Origin of the sequence: Listeria marthii, from assembly GCF_014227425.1 — a bacterium.
GTDB lineage: Bacteria > Bacillota > Bacilli > Lactobacillales > Listeriaceae > Listeria > Listeria marthii.
This window is the reverse complement of record NZ_JAASWB010000003.1, coordinates 18,795-40,261: the sequence shown is the minus strand read 5'-3', so window position 1 is coordinate 40,261 and position 21,467 is coordinate 18,795. Positions and strand designations below refer to the sequence as shown.

Sequence of the window (21,467 nt, the reverse complement as noted above, 5' to 3'; positions counted from 1 at the left end):
TATATTCCTTTTACCGTTTGAAATAAACTTCTCTGCTTAAAGCGCTTCGTCTAAATCCATTCCGCTATTTTGTAATTGATACATCGAATGATACACCCCTTGTTCTGCAATCAAACTGTCATGTGTACCACGCTCAATAATTCTTCCTTTGGATAAAACTAAAATTAAATCGGCATCCTTAATTGTCGAAAGTCGATGCGCAATCGCAATCGTCGTACGTCCTTCTCTCATTCGTTTTAACCCCGTTTGAATTAAGCTTTCTGTTTCTGTATCAATATTCGCCGTTGCTTCGTCTAACACGAGAATTTGCGGATTCGTTACAACCGTTCTAGCAAACGAAATCAGTTGTCTCTGTCCACTTGAAAATGAAGCGCCCCGCTCGATTACTTTATGTTTATATTGATCTGATAACGTTTGAATAAAACCATCTGCTTGAACAAATTTCGCGGCATCCACAATTTGTTCATCGGTAATATTTTTATTATACAACCGAATATTGGTATTAATATCGCCATAAAACATAAAACTATCTTGCAATACTAGACCCGTTTTCTTGCGCAATTCAGCAATTTCGTGCGACTTAATCGACTTACCATCAATCAAAATATCACCACGTTCAAATTCATAAAAACGCATCATTAAATTGATAATCGAACTTTTCCCGCTCCCCGTATGACCAACAAGTGCAACCGTTTGGCCAGGTTCCGCCGTAAAGCTAATGTTTTTCAGCACATCACGTCCGCCTTCATAAGCAAACGAAACATCTTTAAACTCAATTTTTGCGCGCGTAATTTTCGCTTCTGGATCATTTAATTGGGCTGGCACTTCTTCGGTTTCATCCATAATCCGAAATACCCTCGATGCCGCTGTAATCGCTTCTTGATACATTGCAAGCCGCTCCATCACGTTATAAATCGCTTCTAAAAAACGGTCAAAATAACTAATAAACGCATAAATCGTCCCAATTGCTACCGGTCCGATTAAAGACTCAGCCCCGAAGAAACTAAGAATAATCACAACAGCAAGTGCGTAAATCAAATCAATTGCCGGCCCAAGTAATAGCGCATTAAACTTAATATTCTTCATACCAACGTCATAGTAATCTTTATTGATTTTCTCAAATTCTTTTACTAACCGACGCTCTTGATTAAATTGTTGCACAATCGACATGCCCGAAATTGACTCAGCAATTTTTGCGTTTAATTGGCTTAATTTTTCTCTTCGTGCCCGGTAAAACTGCGAACTATATTTCCGGTAAACGAAGATAATAAAGACAATCAGTGGGAATAAAAGCAAGCTATATAGCGCTAATTGCACATTGAGCGCGAACATCGCAGCATAAATCCCGACAAGCATAAATAAACTTTGAATCGCTGTAGAAAGCACGTTAATAAACATATCCTTCACAGCTTCGGTATCATTTGTCACACGCGAAACGATACTCCCAGCAGGCGTTTTATCAAAATAACGCATGCCGAGCGAATGCAGTTTCGTAAAAATATCAATCCGCATTTGTTGAACAATTTCAAGCGCGATTTTTTGGAAGAACAGTAGTTGAAAATACCAAACTACTGATTTCCCAATCGTCAGCCCCAAATACCCAGCTCCAAGAATGAGCAAAGCCTGCATTTCTAAATTCATTGGTGTTAAATAATCATCCAAAAATATTTTAATCAAAATCGGCGCGAATACATCCGCAAGCGTTACAAGTAGAACAAGCACTCCAGTCCAAATTAAACTTGGAATATGATATTTCGTATAACTAAGCATTCGTTTTAATACTTCGCGATGTTCTTTACCGGACATCACTAACATCTCATCTTGCTCATTCATCGCTTCCATCTGCCGCACCCCCTTCTTCCAACGCTTCCTCCAGTTGTTGCTCGTGGAACATTTCCGCATACCAGCCATCTAAAGCCATAAGTTCCATATGCGTTCCCCGCTCCACAATTCGCCCTTTGTCAATCACGATAATCAAATTCGCATGTTCTACAGAGCTAAGTCTGTGTGCGCTAATAATCGTCGTTTTATCAGAACGATTCTCTTTTAAATTAGCTAAAATTTGTTCCTCTGTTTTTGCATCAACCGCCGAAAGCGCATCATCTAAAATCAGCAATTCCGGATTCATAATTAATGCCCGCGCAATTGCAAGTCGCTGCTTTTGACCACCAGAAAGTGAAACCCCACGCTCACCAACAACTGTATCATAGCCATTTTCAAAACCAAGAATATCTTCATCGACAGAAACGAGTTGCGCGATATTGCTCACTTCTTCTTGAGGTGCGTCTGGTTTCCCAAAACGAATATTATCTCGAACTGTTGTCGAAAATAAAAATTGATCCTGTGGCACATAACCAATCGCTTCTCTTAACGCTCGAACCGTGTAATCTTGAATTTTCACATCAGCGAAAGCAATTTTGCCCTCATACGTATCATATTCACGCATTAAAAGTTTTAATAAGGATGTTTTCCCAGAACCAGTTCGACCAACAATCCCTAATGTTTCGCCAGCTTTCAATTCAAAATGAATATCAGACAAGACTGGTTCAGTTTCATCTGGATACGTAAATTGGTCCAGTTCTACTTGTAAGTCACCAACAGGAACCGTGTCGATTGCGCCGTCATAATCAAGCACATCTTCCTTTTCTGCAAGTAAGTGTTGCACACGGTCATAAGACGCATTCCCGCGCTGGATAATATTGTATAAGAATCCAAATGCTAACATCGGCCAAATCAATAGGAATAAGTAGTTCGAAAAAGCAATCACTTGCCCAATAGTCAACTCCCCATCCACAACAAATTTCGCACCGAAACCAAGGGAAAGTACAAATGAAATCCCTACAATAATCGAAATCATCGGGTCGAACATCGCATCCACTTTTGCAACAGAAATATTTTTCTGAACGACTTCTTTGGTTTGTTTCGCAAAATCTTGAATATCTTCTTTCTCTTGCCCAAATGTCCTAGTGACTTTAATTCCGGAAATACTTTCTTGTGTTTTATCATTTAGCATCGAAAAAGCTGCTTGTGCCCCGTGGAAACGGTCATGTAGCTTTTTACCTAGAATCGAACTTCCGAGTACCATAAACGGCATCGGTAGTAACGCAATCAGGGTTAGCCGCCAATCAATCGTAATCGCCATTGTCGCAATGACTGTTCCACCTGTTAAAACCGAGTCTGATAAAGTCAAGACACCGATTCCCGCTACTTGTTGAATCGCGGTAATATCATTTGTTGCATGTGCCATTAAATCTCCCGTACGATACCGTTGGAAGAAAAATGGTGACATCTTCGTAAAATGTTCAAATAAACGTAAGCGTAATGTTCGTTGTAATTTATTATCAGAACCGAAAATCAACATCCGCCAAACGTAGCGACCACCGTATGCAAGAATCGCTGCCACAATGAGAATAACCATCCATTTAATCAATTTATCTTTTGTCAGTGAGTCGTTCGTCACGGCATCTACCGTATAACCGATAATTTGCGGTGGAACCAACTGCAAAAGCGCAATCGTAAACAAAATCGTTACTCCAAATGCATAAGATTTCCAATTTTCTTTAAAAAACCAGCCTAATGCTTTATATATTTTCAAACAACAATCCCTCCCTTTTTTCCTTAAAATTGGACAAATAAAAATAATGGACCTATTTCTGCCCATTATTACCCGAAAAAATATATTTATTTGTCACCACTTTGTATAAAATAAAACCAAATTAAAGGAGAGCTCCCTTGTCCCTGAAATGGTCCGGTGAAATAAATTCTATTTTTAAGCGCAATAATGCCTTGTTTGAAGTCTTTATATAATTATTCATCGTCCATTCCTCCTTTGTTTTATTATGCAACGTTATTAGTTTAACCGATTTTTTTTGAAAGCGCAACAAATAATTGCAAATTGTTTAAAAATTATTTTTATTACGCAAAATAAAAGCATAACGATTATCGTACATATCGTTATGCTTTCTTCTTATTTTTCTTCTGGAACTACTTGATTTTCCACCGCTTCTTCATACAGCTCAAATTCTTCTGTTTTGATAACTTCTTTTTCCGTATCAATATTTTTCGTCTTCTCATCGAAGGAAATAGTCGAGTTCCCGCCCGCTACAAGCAAGGAGCCATCGTCTTGTATATATGCAGTGAAGATGTAAACTTTGCCTACTTCCGGCAGTTGGTCATCTTCAAATACGTCATAAGCAGATCCGTCTTCACGAATACCACCTTGTTTTTCAAGTGAAATTTCTTTATTAACTGTTAATTCATTTTTTAAATTAGTAATTACTTCTACTTTATAATTTGTATACGCCTCACCAATATATGCTATCGAACCATCTTCTTGTTCGATTGGTGTTTTATTTTTATATGCAGTTCCTGTTTCTTCTGTAACTTTCCCTACAAAAACATAATCAGCGTCACCAACGACTTCATTTGGATTATCTACATCAAGTGTATAATCGGAAAAGATGGCATAAGTTGGTACGTCTTTTTTCTTTGGTTCTGCTTTTTCGGCATACGTATTTACTGTTAAGAAACAGCCGACGCCTAAAATACTAACCACTGAAGCAATAATTCCCATAGTTGTTTTTTTCAATGTAAGTACCCCTTTTTAATATTTTTTATATGCTGCGTCATACGATATTTTATCATTTGTGGATAAAGTTGTTTTCGACGTACTATACTGATACATAACGTCCGAAGCTGCATTATGAGCTAATCGTAAACCATGTCCTAGTTCATGTGTAGCCACATTTTGTTTCCCAGCGTTATTCTTTTTATCCATATTTTTCTTGTTAAACGTGATTTTCCCATTGCTGTAAGTCGTTGCATTGATATTGTTATTTGCTGAAATATCACTACAGTATACATCAGATTTATTCGTTGCAGATGCTGGTCTAATTACACCTTTTTTATAAGCATTCCATGTGTTAGCTCCACTTCTAATAAAAGACATATATTTTGAATTTCCGGAGTAATCCATGTGTTTGCTAGAATCCACTAGATCCCAACCATTGATTTTTGCGGCCGCACTCGCTTCTTGTCCTGGAAGGAAAACCGTCCATAAACATACAAATGCTACTAACAATGTTACTATTTTCTTCATTCTGTGTCGCCCCTCTTTGTAAGTAATTGTTTAATTAAATGAAACCGTATACATATCCTATTAAAAATAAAATTATTTTTAACATTCTTCCCTTTGAATACAGTTTTCTTCATCTTCGTCTAACCCAGTTCTGATTGCTAAAAAGATAGCACTAACTTCCTGCTCGTTTTCTTGCTCCCCTCTCTTTTTGAATTTATCATAAAAATAGGAATTGCATTGAACAACCTATTGTTATCACTTAGTAAATAACATGTTCACTTGAGAGCATAAGTTTAGTCTCGTACAAAAAAATTGTACCATGAATTTCCACTGTATAACCAAAAATGTAATGAAATGCCTGTTTTACGTCGCGAATGACTTAAAATCGTTCTTAATTATAATCATTATTACTCTTTTTGAGCTAAAAGTTACTGAATGTCAGCATTTCCACTCATTTTAGAGTGTTTTTTTCTTTTTTATACATCAGATTTGTAAGACTTCACTAAATGTTCATAATCCGGTAATAGCGCCTCAATATTTAATACTGTTAACTCCTAAAACATATAAAATATTATATTTACAGCGCATAAATATTCACCAATGGTATATTAAACTTTGATAAATAAAAAAACCTCGATCTATTATCGAGGTTTTTAGCTATATACTAATGATAATACTCACTACCATAACGACTATACCGAATACAAATGCCACGAAGAATCCATACCATTTTTCCTTATAGGTAGCAAATGCTGAAACTGCATAAATAAGCAAATAAAGCAATTGTAACCAAAGCGGTGAACTCATTCCTTCTTTTGTCTGTATCATCGTCCACAAACTATTTAGTAAAAATAGCATAAATAAACCAATTAAAACTATCTTGATGATTTTTTTCATGTTGCTCTCCCTTTGTCGTTAATATTCTCTTTCTCAAGTATAGCAAAAAAAAGATGGATGTTAAACCATTTTTAGCAAGGAAAAACTACATGACTAAAAAGTATTATTTGTACGGATCGAAATTATTGAGTAATACCAGAATAGCGATAATAACTAAATCCACGCGCAAAACATCTTTCTTATCTGCCATACAAAAAGCATGAATCAAACAGCCTAAAATGAGAATTGGCCAAGTCAGACTCTCATTGATTATCGAAGAGGCGAATGTAACTAATAGCATGATAATTATAAATGTGTATTCAATTCCTTTAGATTTACTCATCTGTTAGTTCTCCTTTATAGTTGGTGAAGTTCGTGTCAGTACTATCTAAGTATATCACGAGTTTCATCTATTGTTCTTTAAATCAAGAGGTAAATTTCTATTTGCCCACTTTCTGACTTAATTCCAAAAGAATCAAGATATCATGTCAAAAGTTATTTTAACATGCAAGTATGCTATTTCTTTTTTATTGTTATTTTTCTTTTGTGAATGTAAGCAATAAGTAGTAGTATTAAAATTATTGGAGCAATAATTACCCATAAAGTATCATAATAACTAAAAACATTTCCAAGTATCAAATTAACTACACTTCCATTTTAATATTTTAATGATTGAGTAAAATAACTTTCATAATTCAACTATGGTTATTTTCTTTCTTTGCATTGCTGTATCTTAAAGTTTGGAACGCTGTACCTAAAAGTGATATAAAAGCACATGCCAACATAATTAGAAAGCCTGTTGCAAAATATATACATATACAAGATATTACAGTAAGCACATATACTCCTATAAGCCATTTTTCCATCTTCACTTTTTTCATTTACTATCCACATCCTTCATAAATTTAATGTTCAACGATATGAGTGCTATTTATCACAAATATAATTTAGCATAAAAAAAGAATGTATAACCAAAAATGTAATGAAATGTCCGATTCTTGTCGCGAACGACTAAAAATAAGATTTATTTAGGTTTATTCTTACACAAAATGAGTATCATTGTGTTTTTAATCACAAAATAATACAAATCATCCGTTCTTATTCATAATTTATGCACTATTTTCCCAACGCTTCACAAAAAGTTCATATTCGCTCGAAATTTATGTTATTACATTTGTTAAAATCGCGAAATTATTTAATTATTTATCATTTTTAATTAATAATAAGTGAATAATGAAGTATAAGTATTCACTAAATCTTAAAATTATTGACTCTAGCAAAAGTGTACGTAAAATATTTCCAAAGAAAAACCCCACATTTCCTAAGAAAATGCGGGGTTTTAGTAATCAATTTAAAATTGACTTATTTTTTCACTTGGCTCATTACTTCTTCAACAAAGTTATCTTCTTTTTTCTCGATTCCTTCGCCTACTTCGAAACGTACGAATGATACAACTTTACCACCGCTTTGTTTCACGTAGTCGCCTACAGTGATGTCTGGGTTTTTAACGAAAGGTTGGTCTTCTAAGGAAATTTCGCTTAGATATTTTTTCAAACGGCCTTCTACCATTTTTTCAACGATATTAGCTGGTTTGCCTTCGTTTAATGCTTGTTGAGTTAATACTTCTTTTTCGTGTGCAACTTCTTCAGAAGAAACATCTTCACGAGAAATGTATTTAGGGTTGATTGCAGCGATATGCATAGCAACATCTTTTGCAACTGTAGCATCAGTAGTTCCTTCAAGAAGTGTAAGAACACCAATACGTCCGTTCATGTGGATGTATTCGCCGAAAGCAGAGTTGTCCGCTTTTTCTTTTACTTCAAAACGACGAAGGGAAATGTTTTCACCGATTTTTGTAATTGCTTCAGTGATGTAATCTTGAACAGTTTGGCCATTAGGCATTTCTGTTTTAAGTGCGTCTTCTAAGCTATCTGGACGTACTGCAAGAATTTGTTTAGCTAAAGCGTCAACTAATTGTTGGAAGTTATCGTTTTTAGCAACGAAATCTGTTTCAGCATTTACTTCTAGTACTACTGCATGTTTTTCATTGCTGATTACATGAGTCATACCTTCAGAAGCTACACGGTCAGATTTTTTCGCAGCTTTAGCGATTCCTTTTTCACGAAGATAGTCAATTGCTTTTTCCATATCTCCTTCTGTTTCTACAAGTGCTTTTTTACAATCCATCATACCAGCACCAGTTTTTTCACGTAATTCTTTTACCATTTGAGCTGTAATATTAGCCATTTATTTTCCCTCCAATTTTTCTCTTTAAAAAAGGTGATAAGAATAGTGCCTTATCACCTTGAAAGTTTCAAATAAAATCTTATGCTTCAGTAGTTTCTTCTGTAGCTTTTTCTTCTACAGGAGCAACTTCCGCTTCCGTTAACTCTTCCCCTTGGTTCACTTCAATGATAGCGTCAGCCATTTTAGCAGTTAATAATTTAACCGCGCGGATAGCGTCATCATTTGCAGGGATTACGTAGTCGATTTCATCCGGATCACAGTTTGTATCAACAATACCGATGATAGGAATATGAAGTTTACGAGCTTCTGCAACCGCAATACGTTCTTTGCGTGGGTCAACGATGAATAATGCATCAGGAAGACCTTTCATGTCTTTGATTCCGCCTAAGAAGCGTTCTAATTTTTCTTGTTCTTTTTTAAGAAGGACAACTTCTTTTTTAGGAAGGACTTCAAAAGTTCCATCTGCTTCCATTCTTTCGATTTTTTTAAGGTGTTGAATACGTTTTTGAATAGTTTCAAAGTTAGTTAAAGTACCACCTAACCAACGATGATTCACGAAATATTGTCCAGAACGGATAGCTTCGTCGCGAACGGATTCTTGAGCTTGTTTTTTAGTTCCTACGAACAGGATAGTTCCGTTGTCGCTAGCTACTTCACGCATGAAGTTGAAAGCTTCGTCTACTTTTTTCACTGTTTTTTGTAGGTCAATGATATAAATACCATTTCTTTCTGTGAAGATATATTTCTTCATTTTTGGGTTCCAACGGCGAGTTTGGTGGCCGAAGTGAACTCCTGCTTCGAGTAATTGTTTCATTGAAATAACAGGCATGTGTTATTCCCTCCTATTGGTTTATTTTTTGCGGATAACCGCCCTCCGCATGGATCAACCAGCTGAAAAACTTAAGCGAACAAGTCGTTAAGCACCTTCTCAGTCTGTCACCGTGCGTGTGTGATTTAACACTAACAATAAATATAGCATAATAGAGTTAAAGTTGCAAGTTATTGCGTTAAACTTCCTAAAATCTATACTAGTGTAAATTGAAGATTATTACAACTGAATATTGCCGGAACACCGAACGCCATTTTCGTTATTAACACGATAGCGTTCGGTGTACAGAAACTATTTTCTCGCTTATTTGCGATAAAAGTTTCAATTTCTCATACACAAAAACATACTACGCAAATAAAAATGGCTCTATTAAACAGGTGATTTTAATTATGCTATAAAACAACAAAATCAGCGACACTTTTTACACAAATTGGAGGTATAAGCAAACAAATATAATATTTTAGAAGTGTGGACAAATTATCATCTACCCACCATGCTGTTCTCAACTTAAATTCTTTTATTTTATTGTCTAAATACCTTTCCTTATTTGACTTATATTCATTTTTGTAGGTATGATAAATTAACTATACATCTTTTCACATTTGGAGGTTTATCATGAAAAATTTTCTCACTAAAATGCAGTATCAATTGAATCTACAAGTCAAATTTATTATTTCGACCATAGGAACTCTATTATTGATAATTATGGGCAGTTATATAGTAGGATTAGCTATCCTAATGTGTATAATCACCCTATTAGAAAAAATTCCTTTTTCAATTACTTACTTTTTTTATTTTTTTCTTTGTTTTTTCCTTATTTTAATTACCTTTATAATTTCTCGTCATGTTTCAAAAAAAATTTTTTTTAAGTATTCTATTGACTTGTTTAAAAAAGAAGACATTAAAACTAAATATGATATATTTCTTCTTGCATCCTTTTGTACGGATAATCTAGAAGTAATCAAGCGTCAAATTTCTCATAGCTCACTAATCTTTGCACTTCTCGGTGCCACAATTCTTGCGATTTCACCCGACTCTAATACAGCAGGTGAACTGTTTAAAGAATCAACAACTTCGCTTGTATTAGCTTTCCCGTTTGCGATAATACATATAAACTATTTTTTATCCCAACCTAGACACAAAATCGAACAATCCTATCAAAAAGCTTTATATAAAAAGTTTTCAAAGTCTTTCGATTAAGTCTTCTTTAGTCAAGTTATCCCACGAAATATTTACACAATCAAAATACTACTTAATATACCGAGAATCAAACAATATAAATAAACTTTTACCCTACTATGATTCTCAGCTTCAAAGAAATCACTGAGTAATGTAACAGTTATTATAAATCTAAACAAAGTCATTTCCCGGTATTTTTAATTGTTTTTCTTAACCATAATGCTAAGTCTCATTGCTAATTCTAAGACAGCCGTTTTTTAATTATATAATTTCATTGGAAAGATCCAACATCACACTAACATTTTTTTGTTTAATATAGCAATTCGCCAAAACATTTTGGTACAATTCATATATTTGATTTAGTATTTTCGTATATTCCATTACTAACCAATCAAGCCTTGCTTTTCATCAAGTCTTACAAAAAAGAGATTCTTCCAAGTAATCTCTTCTGGAAAGTTTCGGTTTTATTTTTAATCTTGAAATATAGCTTAATTGTTGAAATCACTCAAAAAACAAATTTACTTTTGAACCGTTTTAATACAGTCAATGTTATTTACAGTTTTTATCATTGCTTACACTCCCTATAAATATCCTTTTTTATTCTTGCTGATAAAAAAGTTACTCTATTTGTTATACCGGTTAAATAAACATTCCGTCACTTAAAGTTAAGAATTTTATGTAGCCAAACAATAACTGCAATAAACATCAAATGTTATTTAAAATTATGATGATTTTTATTATTTTTGGGTTAACTTTCAATTCTGCGATATTCATAGCGTCTTTTAGTGTTCAAAAGTAATAAGTTAAATTGAATCCACCTAAATATGCTGCAACTAATCCGACGACCTAAGAAAGCCATTCATTCTGTACGATTAGTGGGATAAGTAAAGCTCCAATAACAATCCCTCTTAGGTCATCTAAGTAGCTGATTACTGCCCCGATTGTATTTATTTTCTGATTTAACTTATGAATCGAGGCCACTAGTTGTAAATTCCGGATTTGCTAATACTACTTGAGCCATTTTTCTCTGATTTAATAAATCATTTGACATACCTTCTGTTCGATTGATAATATTGCCATTACTCATTAATTTACTGCACTCCATTTTCCGTAATTATTCAAAAAATATTCATAAATAAAACTGCCAGCGAAAAGCCAGCAGTTTCTATAATCAATTCGCAACAATATTTACAAGTTTCCCTGGAACGACAATCACTTTACGGATTGTTTTGCCTTCTAGGTTTTCTTTCATTTTGTTGTCTTCTTGTGCAATTTTTTCTAGTTCTTCTTTTCCTAGAGATTTGGCAACAGTGATTTTGCTTTTTACTTTGCCGTTTACTTGAAGTACGATTTCTACTTCATCTTCTACTAGTTTTGTTTCGTCGTATGTTGGCCAAGCTACATAGCTGATTGTTTCGGTGTGACCTAGGATTTCCCATAATTCTTCTGCAAGGTGTGGTGCGATTGGTGACAAGAGTTGAACGAAACCTTCGACATATTGTTTTGGAATTGTATCTTGTTTATATGCTTCATTGATGAAAATCATCAGTTGCGAAATCCCGGTATTGAAACGCAGGTTTTCGTAATGATTCGTAACTGTTTTCACCATATGATGATACGCTTTTTCTAAATTAGCATTCGCATCAGTTGTCACTTTTTCAGCGAGTGTGCCTTCTTCAGTTACTAGCAAACGCCAAATACGGTCTAAGAATTTACGCGCACCTTCTAGTCCATTTTCATTCCAAGCAATCGAAGCTTCGAGTGGTCCCATGAACATTTCATACAAGCGAAGTGTGTCTGCGCCGTATTTTTCTACTACTTCATCAGGGTTAACGACATTGCCTCTTGATTTGGACATTTTTTCGTTATTTTCACCAAGAATCATTCCTTGGTTAAACAGTTTTTGGAAAGGTTCTTTTGTTGGAACTACACCGATATCGTACAAGAATTTATGCCAGAAACGTGCGTAAAGAAGATGAAGCACAGCATGCTCTGCCCCGCCGATGTAAACGTCAACTGGAAGCCATTCTGCTAGTTTTTCTTTGTCAGCAATTGCTTCGCTGTTTTTTGGATCGATGTAACGCAAGAAATACCAGCTTGAGCCAGCCCATTGTGGCATGGTATTTGTTTCACGGCGACCTTTACGGCCATTTTCGTCTGTTACGTTTACCCATTCATGCAAGTTGGCAAGTGGTGATTCGCCTGTGCCTGATGGTTTGATTTCCGTTGCTTTCGGCAGAAGTAGTGGTAGTTCTTCTTCTGGAACAAGTGTCGATTCGCCGTCTTCCCAGTGGATAACTGGAATTGGTTCACCCCAATAGCGTTGTCTGCTGAACAACCAGTCGCGCAAACGATAGGTAATTTTACGGCTGCCGATACCTTCTTTTTCTAGCCAATCAATTGCAGCGGTAATCGCTTCTGCTTTAGCTAGTCCGTTCAAAAAATCGGAGTTAATATGTGGTCCGTCGCCAGTGAATGCTTCTTTTGTAACGTCGCCGCCTTCAAGTACTGGACGAATATTCAAACCAAATTGTTGCGCGAATTCAAAGTCGCGTTCGTCATGTGCTGGTACGGCCATAATTGCGCCTGTTCCGTATTGAATCAATACATAGTCAGCAATCCAGATTGGCACTTCTTCGCCGTTGATTGGATTAATTGCATAAGCACCAGTGAAGACACCTGTTTTATCTTTTGCAAGGTCGGTTCTTTCTAGTTCGCTTTTTAATTCTACTTGTTTTTTATATGCTTCTACTGCTTCTTTTTGCTCCGGTGTAGTGATTTTTTCGATAAGTTCATGCTCAGGTGCAAACACCGTATATGTTGCGCCAAAAAGAGTATCTGGGCGTGTTGTGAAGACGTTAAACGTTGCATCGCTACCTTTGATTTTAAAAGTAACTTCTGCTCCTTCAGAACGACCAATCCAGTTACGTTGCATGTCTTTGATGTTCTCAGGCCAGTCTACTAGATCAAGGTCATCTAGCAAACGATCCGCGTATGCAGTAATTTTAAGCATCCATTGGCGCATTGGTTTACGGAAAACTGGGAAGCCACCGCGTTCACTTTTGCCATCGATAACTTCTTCGTTAGCTAAAACAGTACCAAGCTCTGGGCACCAGTTTACAGCGATTTCTGCTTCATAAGCTAGGCCGTTTTCATATAGTTTTTCGAAAATCCATTGGGTCCATTTATAATATTCAGGATCTGTTGTATTGATTTCGCGATCCCAATCGTAGGAAAAACCTAGTGATTTAATTTGGCGAGTAAAGTTCGCAATATTAAGTGCGGTGAATTCTTCTGGGTCATTACCAGTATCAATCGCATATTGTTCAGCAGGAAGGCCAAATGCATCCCAACCAATCGGGTGAAGTACATTCTTCCCTTGCATCCGTTTCATTCGAGACAAAATATCAGTTGCTGTATAACCTTCTGGATGTCCTACGTGAAGACCTGCTCCAGACGGGTAAGGAAACATATCAAGTGCATAGAAGTTTTCTTTATTTTTATCTTCGGTTGTTTTGAAAGTGTTATGTTCACTCCAATATTGTTGCCATTTCGGTTCCATTTTTTTATGATTAAATGTCACTTTACTCATCCTCTTTTCCTTAAAATATCGAATTTTGGCTACAAAAAAACCCCTACATCCCAACGGCTTATCGCCATGGGACGAGAGATGCTTCTCCCGCGGTACCACCCACATTAGTGTTTGACCACTCAACTTATCAATTCCTTAACGCGGAAAACGGGGATACACCCAAGCTCCATGGTAAGTTCATCCGGATTTTGTGACTGACTTGCACCAACCGTCAGCTCTCTTCACACCAAAATATGCAGATTACTACTCCAATTCATCGCTATTTCGCAAAATTCATTAGTTTTATTGTAGCTGAATTTCATTTTTTTAGCAAGCGCTCTGAAGATTTATCTAACTTTCCTACTAAAATGTGCTAAAATGAATGGAGAATTTCATTTGAAGGAGTCTAAAACTAGTGAAACAAACGAATCCATTTGTATATAGTAATGATAATAAAAGATATCATACGTGGAACTACTGCTTGCGCGAGGAATTTGGGCAAAAGACGTATAAAGTGGCGCTTGATGGCGGCTTTGATTGTCCGAATCGTGACGGCACGGTCGCGCACGGCGGTTGTACATTTTGTAGTGCGGCAGGTTCTGGGGATTTTGCCGGCAACCGCGCGCTTGATTTGAAGGTGCAATTCCAGCAAGTTCGCGACAAAATGCAAACGAAATGGAAAGATGGGAAATGTATCGCTTATTTCCAAGCATTCACGAATACACATGCCCCGGTTGCCGAGTTACGTGAGAAATTTGAAACTGTTTTGAATGAGCCGGGTGTAGTTGGGCTTTCGATTGCGACAAGACCGGACTGTTTGCCAGATGATGTGGTGGAATATTTAGCTGAGTTGAATGAACGTACTTATTTATGGTTGGAGCTTGGTTTACAATCCGCTCATGATGAAACTGGGCGATTAATTAACCGGGCACATGATTATGATTGTTATGTAGAAGGTGTGCGTAAACTCCAAAAACATAATATCCGCATTTGTACTCACATTATTAACGGTCTTCCAAAAGAAACGCCGGAAATGATGATGGAAACAACGCAGAAAGTAGTAGAAAGTGGCGTGGATGGTATTAAAATTCACTTACTTCATTTATTAAAAGGAACGCCGATGGTAGAAGATTATAAAAAAGGTGACTTAGAATTTTTAACGCGTGATGGTTATGTGAACTTAGTAGCTGATCAACTCGAAATCTTACCACCAGAAATGGTTATTCACCGAATTACAGGTGATGGTGGCGTGGATGATTTGATTGGACCAGTTTGGAGTTTGAATAAATTTGAAGTTCTGAATGCGATTGACGCGGAATTGGTACGAAGAGATAGCTGGCAAGGGAAATTGTATCAACCTGTGGAAGTGAATGCAAAATGAATTTGCGCGGCATTCTCCCCTTCGCACATGATACGCTCCGAAAAGTAGTTCGTTCTGGAGATTACGTGGTGGATGCGACTTGTGGTAATGGGCATGATACACTTCTGCTAGCAGAACTAGTCGGCGTCAATGGACATGTGCTTGGATTTGATATTCAGCAACTGGCGATTGATGCGACGAACACTCGGTTAGAAAATGCGGGTGCCAGTTCGCAAGTAGAACTCGTATGTGCTAGCCATGCGCGCATTCCGGAATATACATCCAAACCGGTTCGTGCCGCTATTTTCAATCTTGGTTATTTACCTGGTGGCGACAAAGAAATTACAACAACTGCTGATTCTACGCTAGAAAGCATTGGCCATTTAATGGAGCTGCTCGAAGTTGGCGGCGTCATTATTCTCGTTATTTATCACGGTCACCCTGCTGGAAAACAAGAAAAAGATGCTGTCGTGACTTTTTGCGAAGCTATCCCCCAACAAAATTTTCATGTATTATCTTACAAATTTATTAATCAAAAAAATGATGCTCCATTTGTCATTATTATTGAAAAAAGAAAACCTAGACAGGCTAATTAACCGCTTTGTCTAGGTTTTCTTTTTATTTTTTAAAATCGTATTTGTCTGCTACGTATACATCATACCAAATCATGAAAATAACGACTGTCCAAATTTTACGACTGTAGTCGAATTTACCGGCACAGTGGTCGTCTAGTAAGTCTAGTACATATTGTTTGTTAATTAAATGATCGGTTGGTGATTCTTTAATGATGTTTTTAACCCAAGCGTTCATTTCGTCTTTTAACCAGTGACGAATTGGTACTGGGAATCCTAGTTTACGGCGGTTAAGTACGTGTTCTGGTACAAATGTTGCTGCCGCTTTACGTAAGATATATTTGGTTGTTCCATTGGTTGTTTTCATTGTATCTGGAATATTTCTTGCCACGTTGTACACTTCTTTATCAAGGAAAGGTACACGGACTTCCAGTGAATTAGCCATTGTCATGCGGTCAGCTTTGAGAAGAATATCTCCGCGAAGCCACGTATGAATATCAATATACTGCATTCTTTCTACAGGATGATAATTCGTTGTTTCTGCATAAAATGGATCTGTAATGTTCGTATAATCATGACCAGCTTGATATTTTGGAAGTAAAATTTGTTTTTCTTTTTCGGTGAACATTTTGGCGTTTCCGATGTAGCGTTCTTCCATCGGCGTTGTTCCACGTTCTAAGAAACTTTTACCACGCATTCCTTCTGGCATAATACGCGCCAAGTTATTTAACATTGATTTAAATACGCCTGGCATTTTGTTAAACATTGCAAGGGAATTTGGTTCGTTATAAATGTTATAACCACCGAAAAGTTCATCTGCGCCCTCACCAGATAATGCTACGGTTACTTGTTTGCGAGCTTCTCTTGATAAAAAGTAAAGCGGAATAGCAGCCGGGTCAGCAAGTGGATCATCCATATGCCAAACAATTTTCGGTAATTCTTTCATATATTCTTCTGGTGAGATAACATAACTAATGTTTTCTACGCCAAGTTTGTCCGCTGTTTCTTTTGCTACATCGATTTCACTGAAACCATCGCGTTCAAAACCAACTGAGAATGTTTTGATTGCTGGGTGGTATTCTTTGGCAATTGCTGCAATAATCGATGAATCAATGCCACCAGATAGGAATGAACCAACTGGTACGTCAGAACGCATATGCATTTTAACAGAATCATACATTACGTCACGGACTTCTTTAATCCATGCGTCTTCTGATTTAGTTACTGGTGCAAAAGATGCTTTCCAATAAGTCGTAATTTCCATTGGTTGACCAATTTTTTTCGTAAACTGATGTCCTGGCTCTAAACGTTTTACATTTTTAGTTAAGGAATCTGGTTCTGGAACAAATTGGTACGTCATATAATTTTGTAATGATACTTCATCTAATTCTTTTTCTTTTAACGCATGTAAAATGGATTTCTTTTCAGAACCCATGAACAGTTTGCCGTCTTCTTCTGCGTAGAAAAATGGTTTAATTCCGAATGGGTCGCGTGCGCCGTAAACAAGTTCTTCTTGTTTGTCCCAAATCACAAAACCAAACATCCCGCGAAGGCGTTCTGCTGTTTTTTCTTTGTATTTCGCATATGTAGCGATAATTACTTCGGTATCACTTTCGGTTTCAAATGTCATTCCTTCAGCAACTAATTGCTCACGGAGTTCCACATAGTTATACACTTCTCCATTAAAAATAATCCAGTAACGTTCATTTTCATACGTTAAGGGTTGATGACCGTTTTCTACATCAATAATACTTAAACGGCGGAAACCAAATTGCACGTGATCATCTGTGAAGTATCCTTCATCATCTGGCCCACGGTGCGTAATCATACTATTCATTTGTCTAAAGGTTTCTTTATCAGCGCCAGTAATTTCTGTAATGCGGTCATGTACGCATCCTACAAATCCACACATGGTAACATTTCTCCTCTATAATAGATAATCATTTTATCTTTTTTTCACAACGTCTATCATATCATAACTAAACGCTCTTTGCACTGTTTAGGAAAGAAAAAAACCGAACATTTCTAAGATGAAATGCTCGGTTAGACTTATTTTACAATTAATTTTTTCAATGCTTCTGCTTTATCAGTTCTTTCCCAAGGTAAATCAAGGTCGCTACGGCCAAAATGACCAAAGGCAGCTGTTTGACGGTAAATTGGGCGGCGCAGGTCTAGCATATGGATAATGCCAGCTGGTCGTAAGTCGAATAATGCATTTACGCCATCGATTAATTCTTGTTCGGAATAGTCACTTGTTCCATACGTATCAATCGAAATCGAAACCGGACGCGCAACGCCGATAGCATAGGCTACTTGTACTTCTACTTTTTTAGCAAGTCCAGCAGCTACGATATTTTTCGCAACATATCTTGCAGCATAAGCGCCAGAACGGTCTACTTTGGTCGGATCCTTACCGGAGAATGCTCCCCCGCCATGACGTGCATAACCACCGTATGTATCTACGATGATTTTACGGCCAGTTAAACCAGCATCGCCAAGTGGGCCACCGATAACAAAGCGGCCAGTTGGGTTGATAAAGTATTTCGTATCTTCATCTAAGAAAGAAGCATCAATCACTTCTGGGAAAAGATGTGTGTGCAAGTCTTTCGCAATTTGTTCTTGTGTGATATCAGGATGATGTTGAGTTGAAACAACAATCGTATCAATCCGAACTGGTTGATTAAATTCATCATATTCGACAGTTACTTGTGTTTTCGCATCTGGACGCAAGTAATCTAATTTATTTGTTTTACGTAATTCGGTTAATTTGCGAGCTAAACCATGCGCTAAGAAAATCGGTAATGGCATTAATTCTTCTGTTTCGTCTGTTGCAAAACCGAACATTAAACCTTGGTCTCCTGCTCCGATTGCTTCAATAGCAGCGTCAATTTCGTTGCCACTTCTGGATTCTAACGCTTCGTCTACGCCTTGTGCGATATCTGGTGACTGCTCATCAATTGCCGTTAAAACAGCACATGTTTCTGCATCAAAGCCATATTTTGCACGGGTATAGCCGATTTCTTTAATAGTATCGCGAACGATTTTAGGGATGTCTACATAAACAGACGTCGTAATCTCTCCCGCTACTAATACTAAACCAGTCGTCACCGTGGTTTCACAAGCCACACGCGCGTCCGGATCTTTTGAAATAATTGCATCTAAAATTGCATCAGATATTTGATCTGCAATTTTATCTGGATGTCCATCAGAAACCGATTCTGATGTAAATAGATGACGGTTTTTAGCCAATTTTAATTTCCTCCTTTAGTTCTCTCCAAATACGTCTCATATAAAAAGCCTCTCCCTATTTTGCACAAAACGCGCACGAATAGAGAAAGGCTATAATTATACCTTTGCTCTCATCGTTCAGAAGATAATACTCCTGCAACAGATTAGCACCTTTCACATATATGTGTAGGTTGCTGGGCTTCAAAGGGTCAGTCCCTCTACCGCTCTGGATGAAAGATAAATTTTAATTCTAAAATAGAATACCATAAACTGAGGCCAGATGCAATAATAATTCGGTTTTGAATTCATTTCCATCCCTTAAAAATGGCGTTTGATTATTTTTCACTTATCATTATTTCCAACCTGTGGTATGATAGATGGATAAAAAAGATGTTTTACTTAACTAAAGGAGATTGTATCTATGAGTTTAATTCCGCTATCCTTGATTATTTTTCTTGGGTTTTTAGCAGTTGTATGTTTATTTGATTTTGTGTTTCGTTTATATTGGTTTAAATATTTCCTAGCAACAATGGGATTAATTGCAAGTGGTGTGGTATTTTTCATCAGCTTTTACGGCGGTGGGATGTCCCAAACAGAAATAGCAATTGCCATTTTTATCGGCTCATTTGGTGAATATGTTGTGTCACTTATCATTAGCCTAGTTCGCTTTATTTCCAAAAAATCAAAAAAACCTAAACAAAAGAAAAAAGCTAAAACAGCCTAAAAAGCTAGCGACGTAAATGTCGCTAGCTTTTTTTATGAAAAATTATCGTTCAATTAACTGAAAAGCTTTTTTAATAATTTCAGCTGATGCAACAAAACTAGCCTCTTCATCTACAGTTAGTTTCGGTTCTAAAATAGCTATTACCCCATTTGCACCAATAAGCGCTGGTTGACCAATGTAAGTCGTTGTTTTTTCGGAATACACAGCTAACGGAAAAACTTGTTTAGCATCTGTTAAAAGCGCATCCACAATTCCCGCCGCGGCTGTCGCTATCCCAAAACTCGTCCAACCTTTTCCAGTTAAAATATTCCAGCCACCACCGCGAACAGCATCTTTTAAAGCTGGTAAATCAAGTGGTGTTGTTATTTTGTAATCGGCGATACTAATGCCGCCAATTTTCACCGTTGACCAAGCAACAAATTGCGATTCGCCGTGCTCGCCAAGGACGTATCCCTCGACACTCTTTGGATTAATATGTAACGTTTCCCCGACTACTCGTCTCATTCGCGCTGTATCAAGCGATGTGCCCGTCCCAAACACCCGCGAACGATCAAAGCCCGAAACTTTCTGAATAAGCATCGTAATTACATCACACGGATTCGTAATATTCACAAAAACCCCTTTAAAACCCGTCGCTACAATCTTCGGTACAATCTCTGCCACAGATTTGCTTGTTTCAACAAGTTCTTCCATTCGATCTTCCCGAAGTAGCGTTTCTGGCCCAACTGCCATCACAATCACATCTGCGTCCGCCAGCGCATCCCAATCGTTCGATGTGATAGTTGTATAAGAACGCGTCATCGAAGCCATATCTCGTAGTTCTAACGCTTCACTTTCTGCCTTTGTTTCGACCTTATCAATTAAAACAATTTCATCACAAATCCCTTGAGTAACAAGGGAAAAAGCCACGTCGCTTCCAACATGACCTGTACCAATTATTCCTACTTTGCGTTTCACAAAATCCCCTCCAAAATTAATTACTTGAATTTAATGCGATTAATTCATATTTAATGATGGTTTTATTATTTTCCCATACGAGTTTTCGTGGAATTGCTTCTCCAAGTGTTTCGCCTTCTTTTGTTTTACGAACTGCGATTGGCACATCAATTGGATAAATCCGATACCCTACTTTTTCAAGTTCAAAGAAATTATCAGAAATTCGTTTTTCATTTCCTTTTGTTACGATCATTGTGTTTACCTCTAGTGGCATACCCAATTTCTCCACCTCCATTTTCTTTTATCATAGCAGAGTTGACCCCTGTTTGACTAGTTTTTATCGGCTAGAATCCGCTCAGCTTGTTTCACAATTTGAACCATCCCAGCATCACGCATAAAAAAACTGAATGCCGGGTGTAAAATAAATTGACTCAATGCTCCGCGCAAAACGACGGGCCCTTTTGTTTCTAAGTAATCAGCTTTTGTTTCGATGGCGGTAATTTTTGTCGCGTAAACCCGTTTCGTGAACGTCCGCTCCTTGGATTCAACCAAATAATCAGCTACAAAATAAAAAGCATCACTAATTGCTCCCGTTTCTTCCATGAGTTCTCGTTTCGCTGCCGCCAAATTACTTTCCCCAGGCTCCCCTTTGCCACCAGGAAATTCTAGTCCGCGAATTTTATGTTCCGTAAAAAGCCAGCCATCTTTCATTTTAGGAATAATCAGCACATCATCCGGATTCATTTGCTGTTCTTCAAAATAAATCGTCACTTTGTTTCCAAGTGTATCATTATAAATAAACAAAAACTCACTTCCTTTTCTTTTTTCAAAAATATGGTAAGCTGTATGTAAGCTGAAATTTAGAGGA

Annotated in this window: 19 protein-coding genes, 1 riboswitch and 1 other annotated feature; of the genes, 4 read left to right on the top strand and 15 right to left on the bottom strand. The window is 36.9% G+C overall.

Annotated features, from left to right (window positions below; all coding sequences use genetic code 11):
* Positions 1-36 precede the first annotated feature (36 nt).
* From HCJ55_RS05620 to rpsB, 8 genes are all read right to left on the bottom strand, one after another.
* Positions 37-1,842, bottom strand: a complete 1,806-nt coding sequence (locus HCJ55_RS05620) for an ABC transporter ATP-binding protein (RefSeq protein ID WP_185506966.1) — start codon at positions 1,840-1,842, stop codon at positions 37-39.
* Positions 1,826-3,595: an ABC transporter ATP-binding protein gene (locus tag HCJ55_RS05615; protein ID WP_185517397.1), complete on the bottom strand. Its 1,770-nt coding sequence runs from the start codon at positions 3,593-3,595 to the stop codon at positions 1,826-1,828. Before HCJ55_RS05615 ends, HCJ55_RS05620 begins: the two co-directional genes overlap by 17 nt.
* A gap of 372 nt (positions 3,596-3,967) precedes the next feature.
* Complete coding sequence (locus HCJ55_RS05610; protein WP_185481491.1) at positions 3,968-4,588, bottom strand: cell surface protein; 621 nt, start codon at positions 4,586-4,588, stop codon at positions 3,968-3,970.
* 15 nt (positions 4,589-4,603) lie between these two features.
* On the bottom strand, positions 4,604-5,098 hold the full coding sequence (locus HCJ55_RS05605) for a matrixin family metalloprotease (protein WP_185502351.1): 495 nt from the start codon (positions 5,096-5,098) through the stop codon (positions 4,604-4,606).
* Positions 5,099-5,734: 636 nt separating this feature from the next.
* Entirely contained in the window at positions 5,735-5,974 is a 240-nt protein-coding gene (locus tag HCJ55_RS05600) for a hypothetical protein (protein WP_185502352.1), read from the bottom strand.
* Positions 5,975-6,077: 103 nt separating this feature from the next.
* On the bottom strand, positions 6,078-6,296 hold the full coding sequence (locus HCJ55_RS05595) for a hypothetical protein (protein ID WP_008948016.1): 219 nt from the start codon (positions 6,294-6,296) through the stop codon (positions 6,078-6,080).
* Positions 6,297-7,315: 1,019 nt separating this feature from the next.
* Complete coding sequence (gene tsf / locus HCJ55_RS05590; RefSeq protein ID WP_008948017.1) at positions 7,316-8,200, bottom strand: translation elongation factor Ts; 885 nt, start codon at positions 8,198-8,200, stop codon at positions 7,316-7,318.
* A gap of 79 nt (positions 8,201-8,279) precedes the next feature.
* A complete protein-coding gene (rpsB, locus tag HCJ55_RS05585) occupies positions 8,280-9,029 on the bottom strand; it encodes a 30S ribosomal protein S2 (RefSeq protein WP_003723971.1) in 750 nt (249 codons plus the stop codon).
* A gap of 615 nt (positions 9,030-9,644) precedes the next feature.
* Here rpsB and HCJ55_RS05580 point away from each other — a divergent pair.
* Positions 9,645-10,229 (top strand): hypothetical protein, encoded by a 585-nt coding sequence (locus HCJ55_RS05580; protein WP_061388269.1) that lies wholly within the window; start codon positions 9,645-9,647, stop codon positions 10,227-10,229.
* A 943-nt stretch (positions 10,230-11,172) separates the two neighbouring features.
* Here the strand turns inward: HCJ55_RS05580 and HCJ55_RS13910 are convergent.
* Entirely contained in the window at positions 11,173-11,295 is a 123-nt protein-coding gene (locus HCJ55_RS13910; RefSeq protein WP_023552395.1) for a hypothetical protein, read from the bottom strand.
* 84 nt (positions 11,296-11,379) lie between these two features.
* Positions 11,380-13,791 (bottom strand): leucine--tRNA ligase, encoded by a 2,412-nt coding sequence (gene leuS, locus HCJ55_RS05575; RefSeq protein ID WP_185517395.1) that lies wholly within the window; start codon positions 13,789-13,791, stop codon positions 11,380-11,382.
* Between the two features lie 73 nt (positions 13,792-13,864).
* Positions 13,865-14,066, bottom strand: a binding site (T-box leader).
* A 128-nt stretch (positions 14,067-14,194) separates the two neighbouring features.
* Here leuS and mnmL point away from each other — a divergent pair.
* Together mnmL and mnmM are read left to right on the top strand one after the other, a co-directional pair.
* The gene (gene mnmL, locus HCJ55_RS05570) at positions 14,195-15,160 is read left to right on the top strand and encodes a tRNA modification radical SAM protein MnmL/YtqA (protein ID WP_185517392.1); all 966 of its coding nucleotides are present in this window, start codon (positions 14,195-14,197) and stop codon (positions 15,158-15,160) included.
* A complete protein-coding gene (mnmM, locus tag HCJ55_RS05565; RefSeq protein ID WP_008948021.1) occupies positions 15,157-15,735 on the top strand; it encodes a tRNA 5-(aminomethyl)-2-thiouridylate-methyltransferase MnmM in 579 nt (192 codons plus the stop codon). The genes mnmL and mnmM overlap by 4 nt, the downstream gene beginning before the upstream one ends.
* A 22-nt stretch (positions 15,736-15,757) precedes the next feature.
* Here the strand turns inward: mnmM and asnB are convergent, their stop codons facing one another.
* Both asnB and metK read right to left on the bottom strand, forming a co-directional pair.
* Positions 15,758-17,623, bottom strand: a complete 1,866-nt coding sequence (asnB, locus tag HCJ55_RS05560; RefSeq protein WP_185517390.1) for an asparagine synthase (glutamine-hydrolyzing) — start codon at positions 17,621-17,623, stop codon at positions 15,758-15,760.
* A 137-nt stretch (positions 17,624-17,760) separates the two neighbouring features.
* Entirely contained in the window at positions 17,761-18,960 is a 1,200-nt protein-coding gene (gene metK, locus HCJ55_RS05555; RefSeq protein ID WP_003733235.1) for a methionine adenosyltransferase, read from the bottom strand.
* 107 nt (positions 18,961-19,067) lie between these two features.
* Positions 19,068-19,176: riboswitch (SAM riboswitch) on the bottom strand.
* A 184-nt stretch (positions 19,177-19,360) separates the two neighbouring features.
* Between metK and HCJ55_RS05550 the strand changes: the two genes are divergently transcribed.
* Entirely contained in the window at positions 19,361-19,663 is a 303-nt protein-coding gene (locus HCJ55_RS05550) for a hypothetical protein (RefSeq protein WP_008948024.1), read from the top strand.
* 42 nt (positions 19,664-19,705) lie between these two features.
* On the opposite strand, the gene HCJ55_RS05545 is transcribed toward HCJ55_RS05550, so the two are convergent.
* From HCJ55_RS05545 to ytkD, 3 genes are read right to left on the bottom strand one after another with little or no spacing between them, the layout of a single operon-like run.
* Positions 19,706-20,620, bottom strand: coding sequence for an L-lactate dehydrogenase (locus HCJ55_RS05545; RefSeq protein ID WP_185517388.1), 915 nt, complete (start codon positions 20,618-20,620; stop codon positions 19,706-19,708).
* A 16-nt stretch (positions 20,621-20,636) separates the two neighbouring features.
* A complete protein-coding gene (locus HCJ55_RS05540) occupies positions 20,637-20,879 on the bottom strand; it encodes a DUF2584 domain-containing protein (RefSeq protein ID WP_003762570.1) in 243 nt (80 codons plus the stop codon).
* A 50-nt stretch (positions 20,880-20,929) separates the two neighbouring features.
* Positions 20,930-21,403: an RNA deprotection pyrophosphohydrolase gene (gene ytkD / locus HCJ55_RS05535; protein WP_185517387.1), complete on the bottom strand. Its 474-nt coding sequence runs from the start codon at positions 21,401-21,403 to the stop codon at positions 20,930-20,932.
* Positions 21,404-21,467 lie beyond the last annotated feature (64 nt).

Excerpts from the sequence above, each read along its gene's own strand:
- HCJ55_RS05600 (WP_185502352.1), bottom strand. The coding sequence starts at position 5,974 with ATGAAAAAAATCATCAAGATAGTTTTAATTGGTTTATTTATGCTATTT.
- HCJ55_RS05620 (WP_185506966.1), bottom strand. The coding sequence starts at position 1,842 with ATGGAAGCGATGAATGAGCAAGATGAGATGTTAGTGATGTCCGGTAAA.
- HCJ55_RS05580 (WP_061388269.1), top strand. The coding sequence starts at position 9,645 with ATGAAAAATTTTCTCACTAAAATGCAGTATCAATTGAATCTACAAGTC.
- mnmM (WP_008948021.1), top strand. The coding sequence starts at position 15,157 with ATGAATTTGCGCGGCATTCTCCCCTTCGCACATGATACGCTCCGAAAA.
- asnB (WP_185517390.1), bottom strand. The coding sequence starts at position 17,623 with ATGTGTGGATTTGTAGGATGCGTACATGACCGCATTACAGAAATTACT.
- HCJ55_RS05595 (WP_008948016.1), bottom strand. The coding sequence starts at position 6,296 with ATGAGTAAATCTAAAGGAATTGAATACACATTTATAATTATCATGCTA.
- HCJ55_RS13910 (WP_023552395.1), bottom strand. The coding sequence starts at position 11,295 with ATGAGTAATGGCAATATTATCAATCGAACAGAAGGTATGTCAAATGAT.
- rpsB (WP_003723971.1), bottom strand. The coding sequence starts at position 9,029 with ATGCCTGTTATTTCAATGAAACAATTACTCGAAGCAGGAGTTCACTTC.
- tsf (WP_008948017.1), bottom strand. The coding sequence starts at position 8,200 with ATGGCTAATATTACAGCTCAAATGGTAAAAGAATTACGTGAAAAAACT.
- HCJ55_RS05550 (WP_008948024.1), top strand. The coding sequence starts at position 19,361 with ATGAGTTTAATTCCGCTATCCTTGATTATTTTTCTTGGGTTTTTAGCA.
- HCJ55_RS05605 (WP_185502351.1), bottom strand. The coding sequence starts at position 5,098 with ATGAAGAAAATAGTAACATTGTTAGTAGCATTTGTATGTTTATGGACG.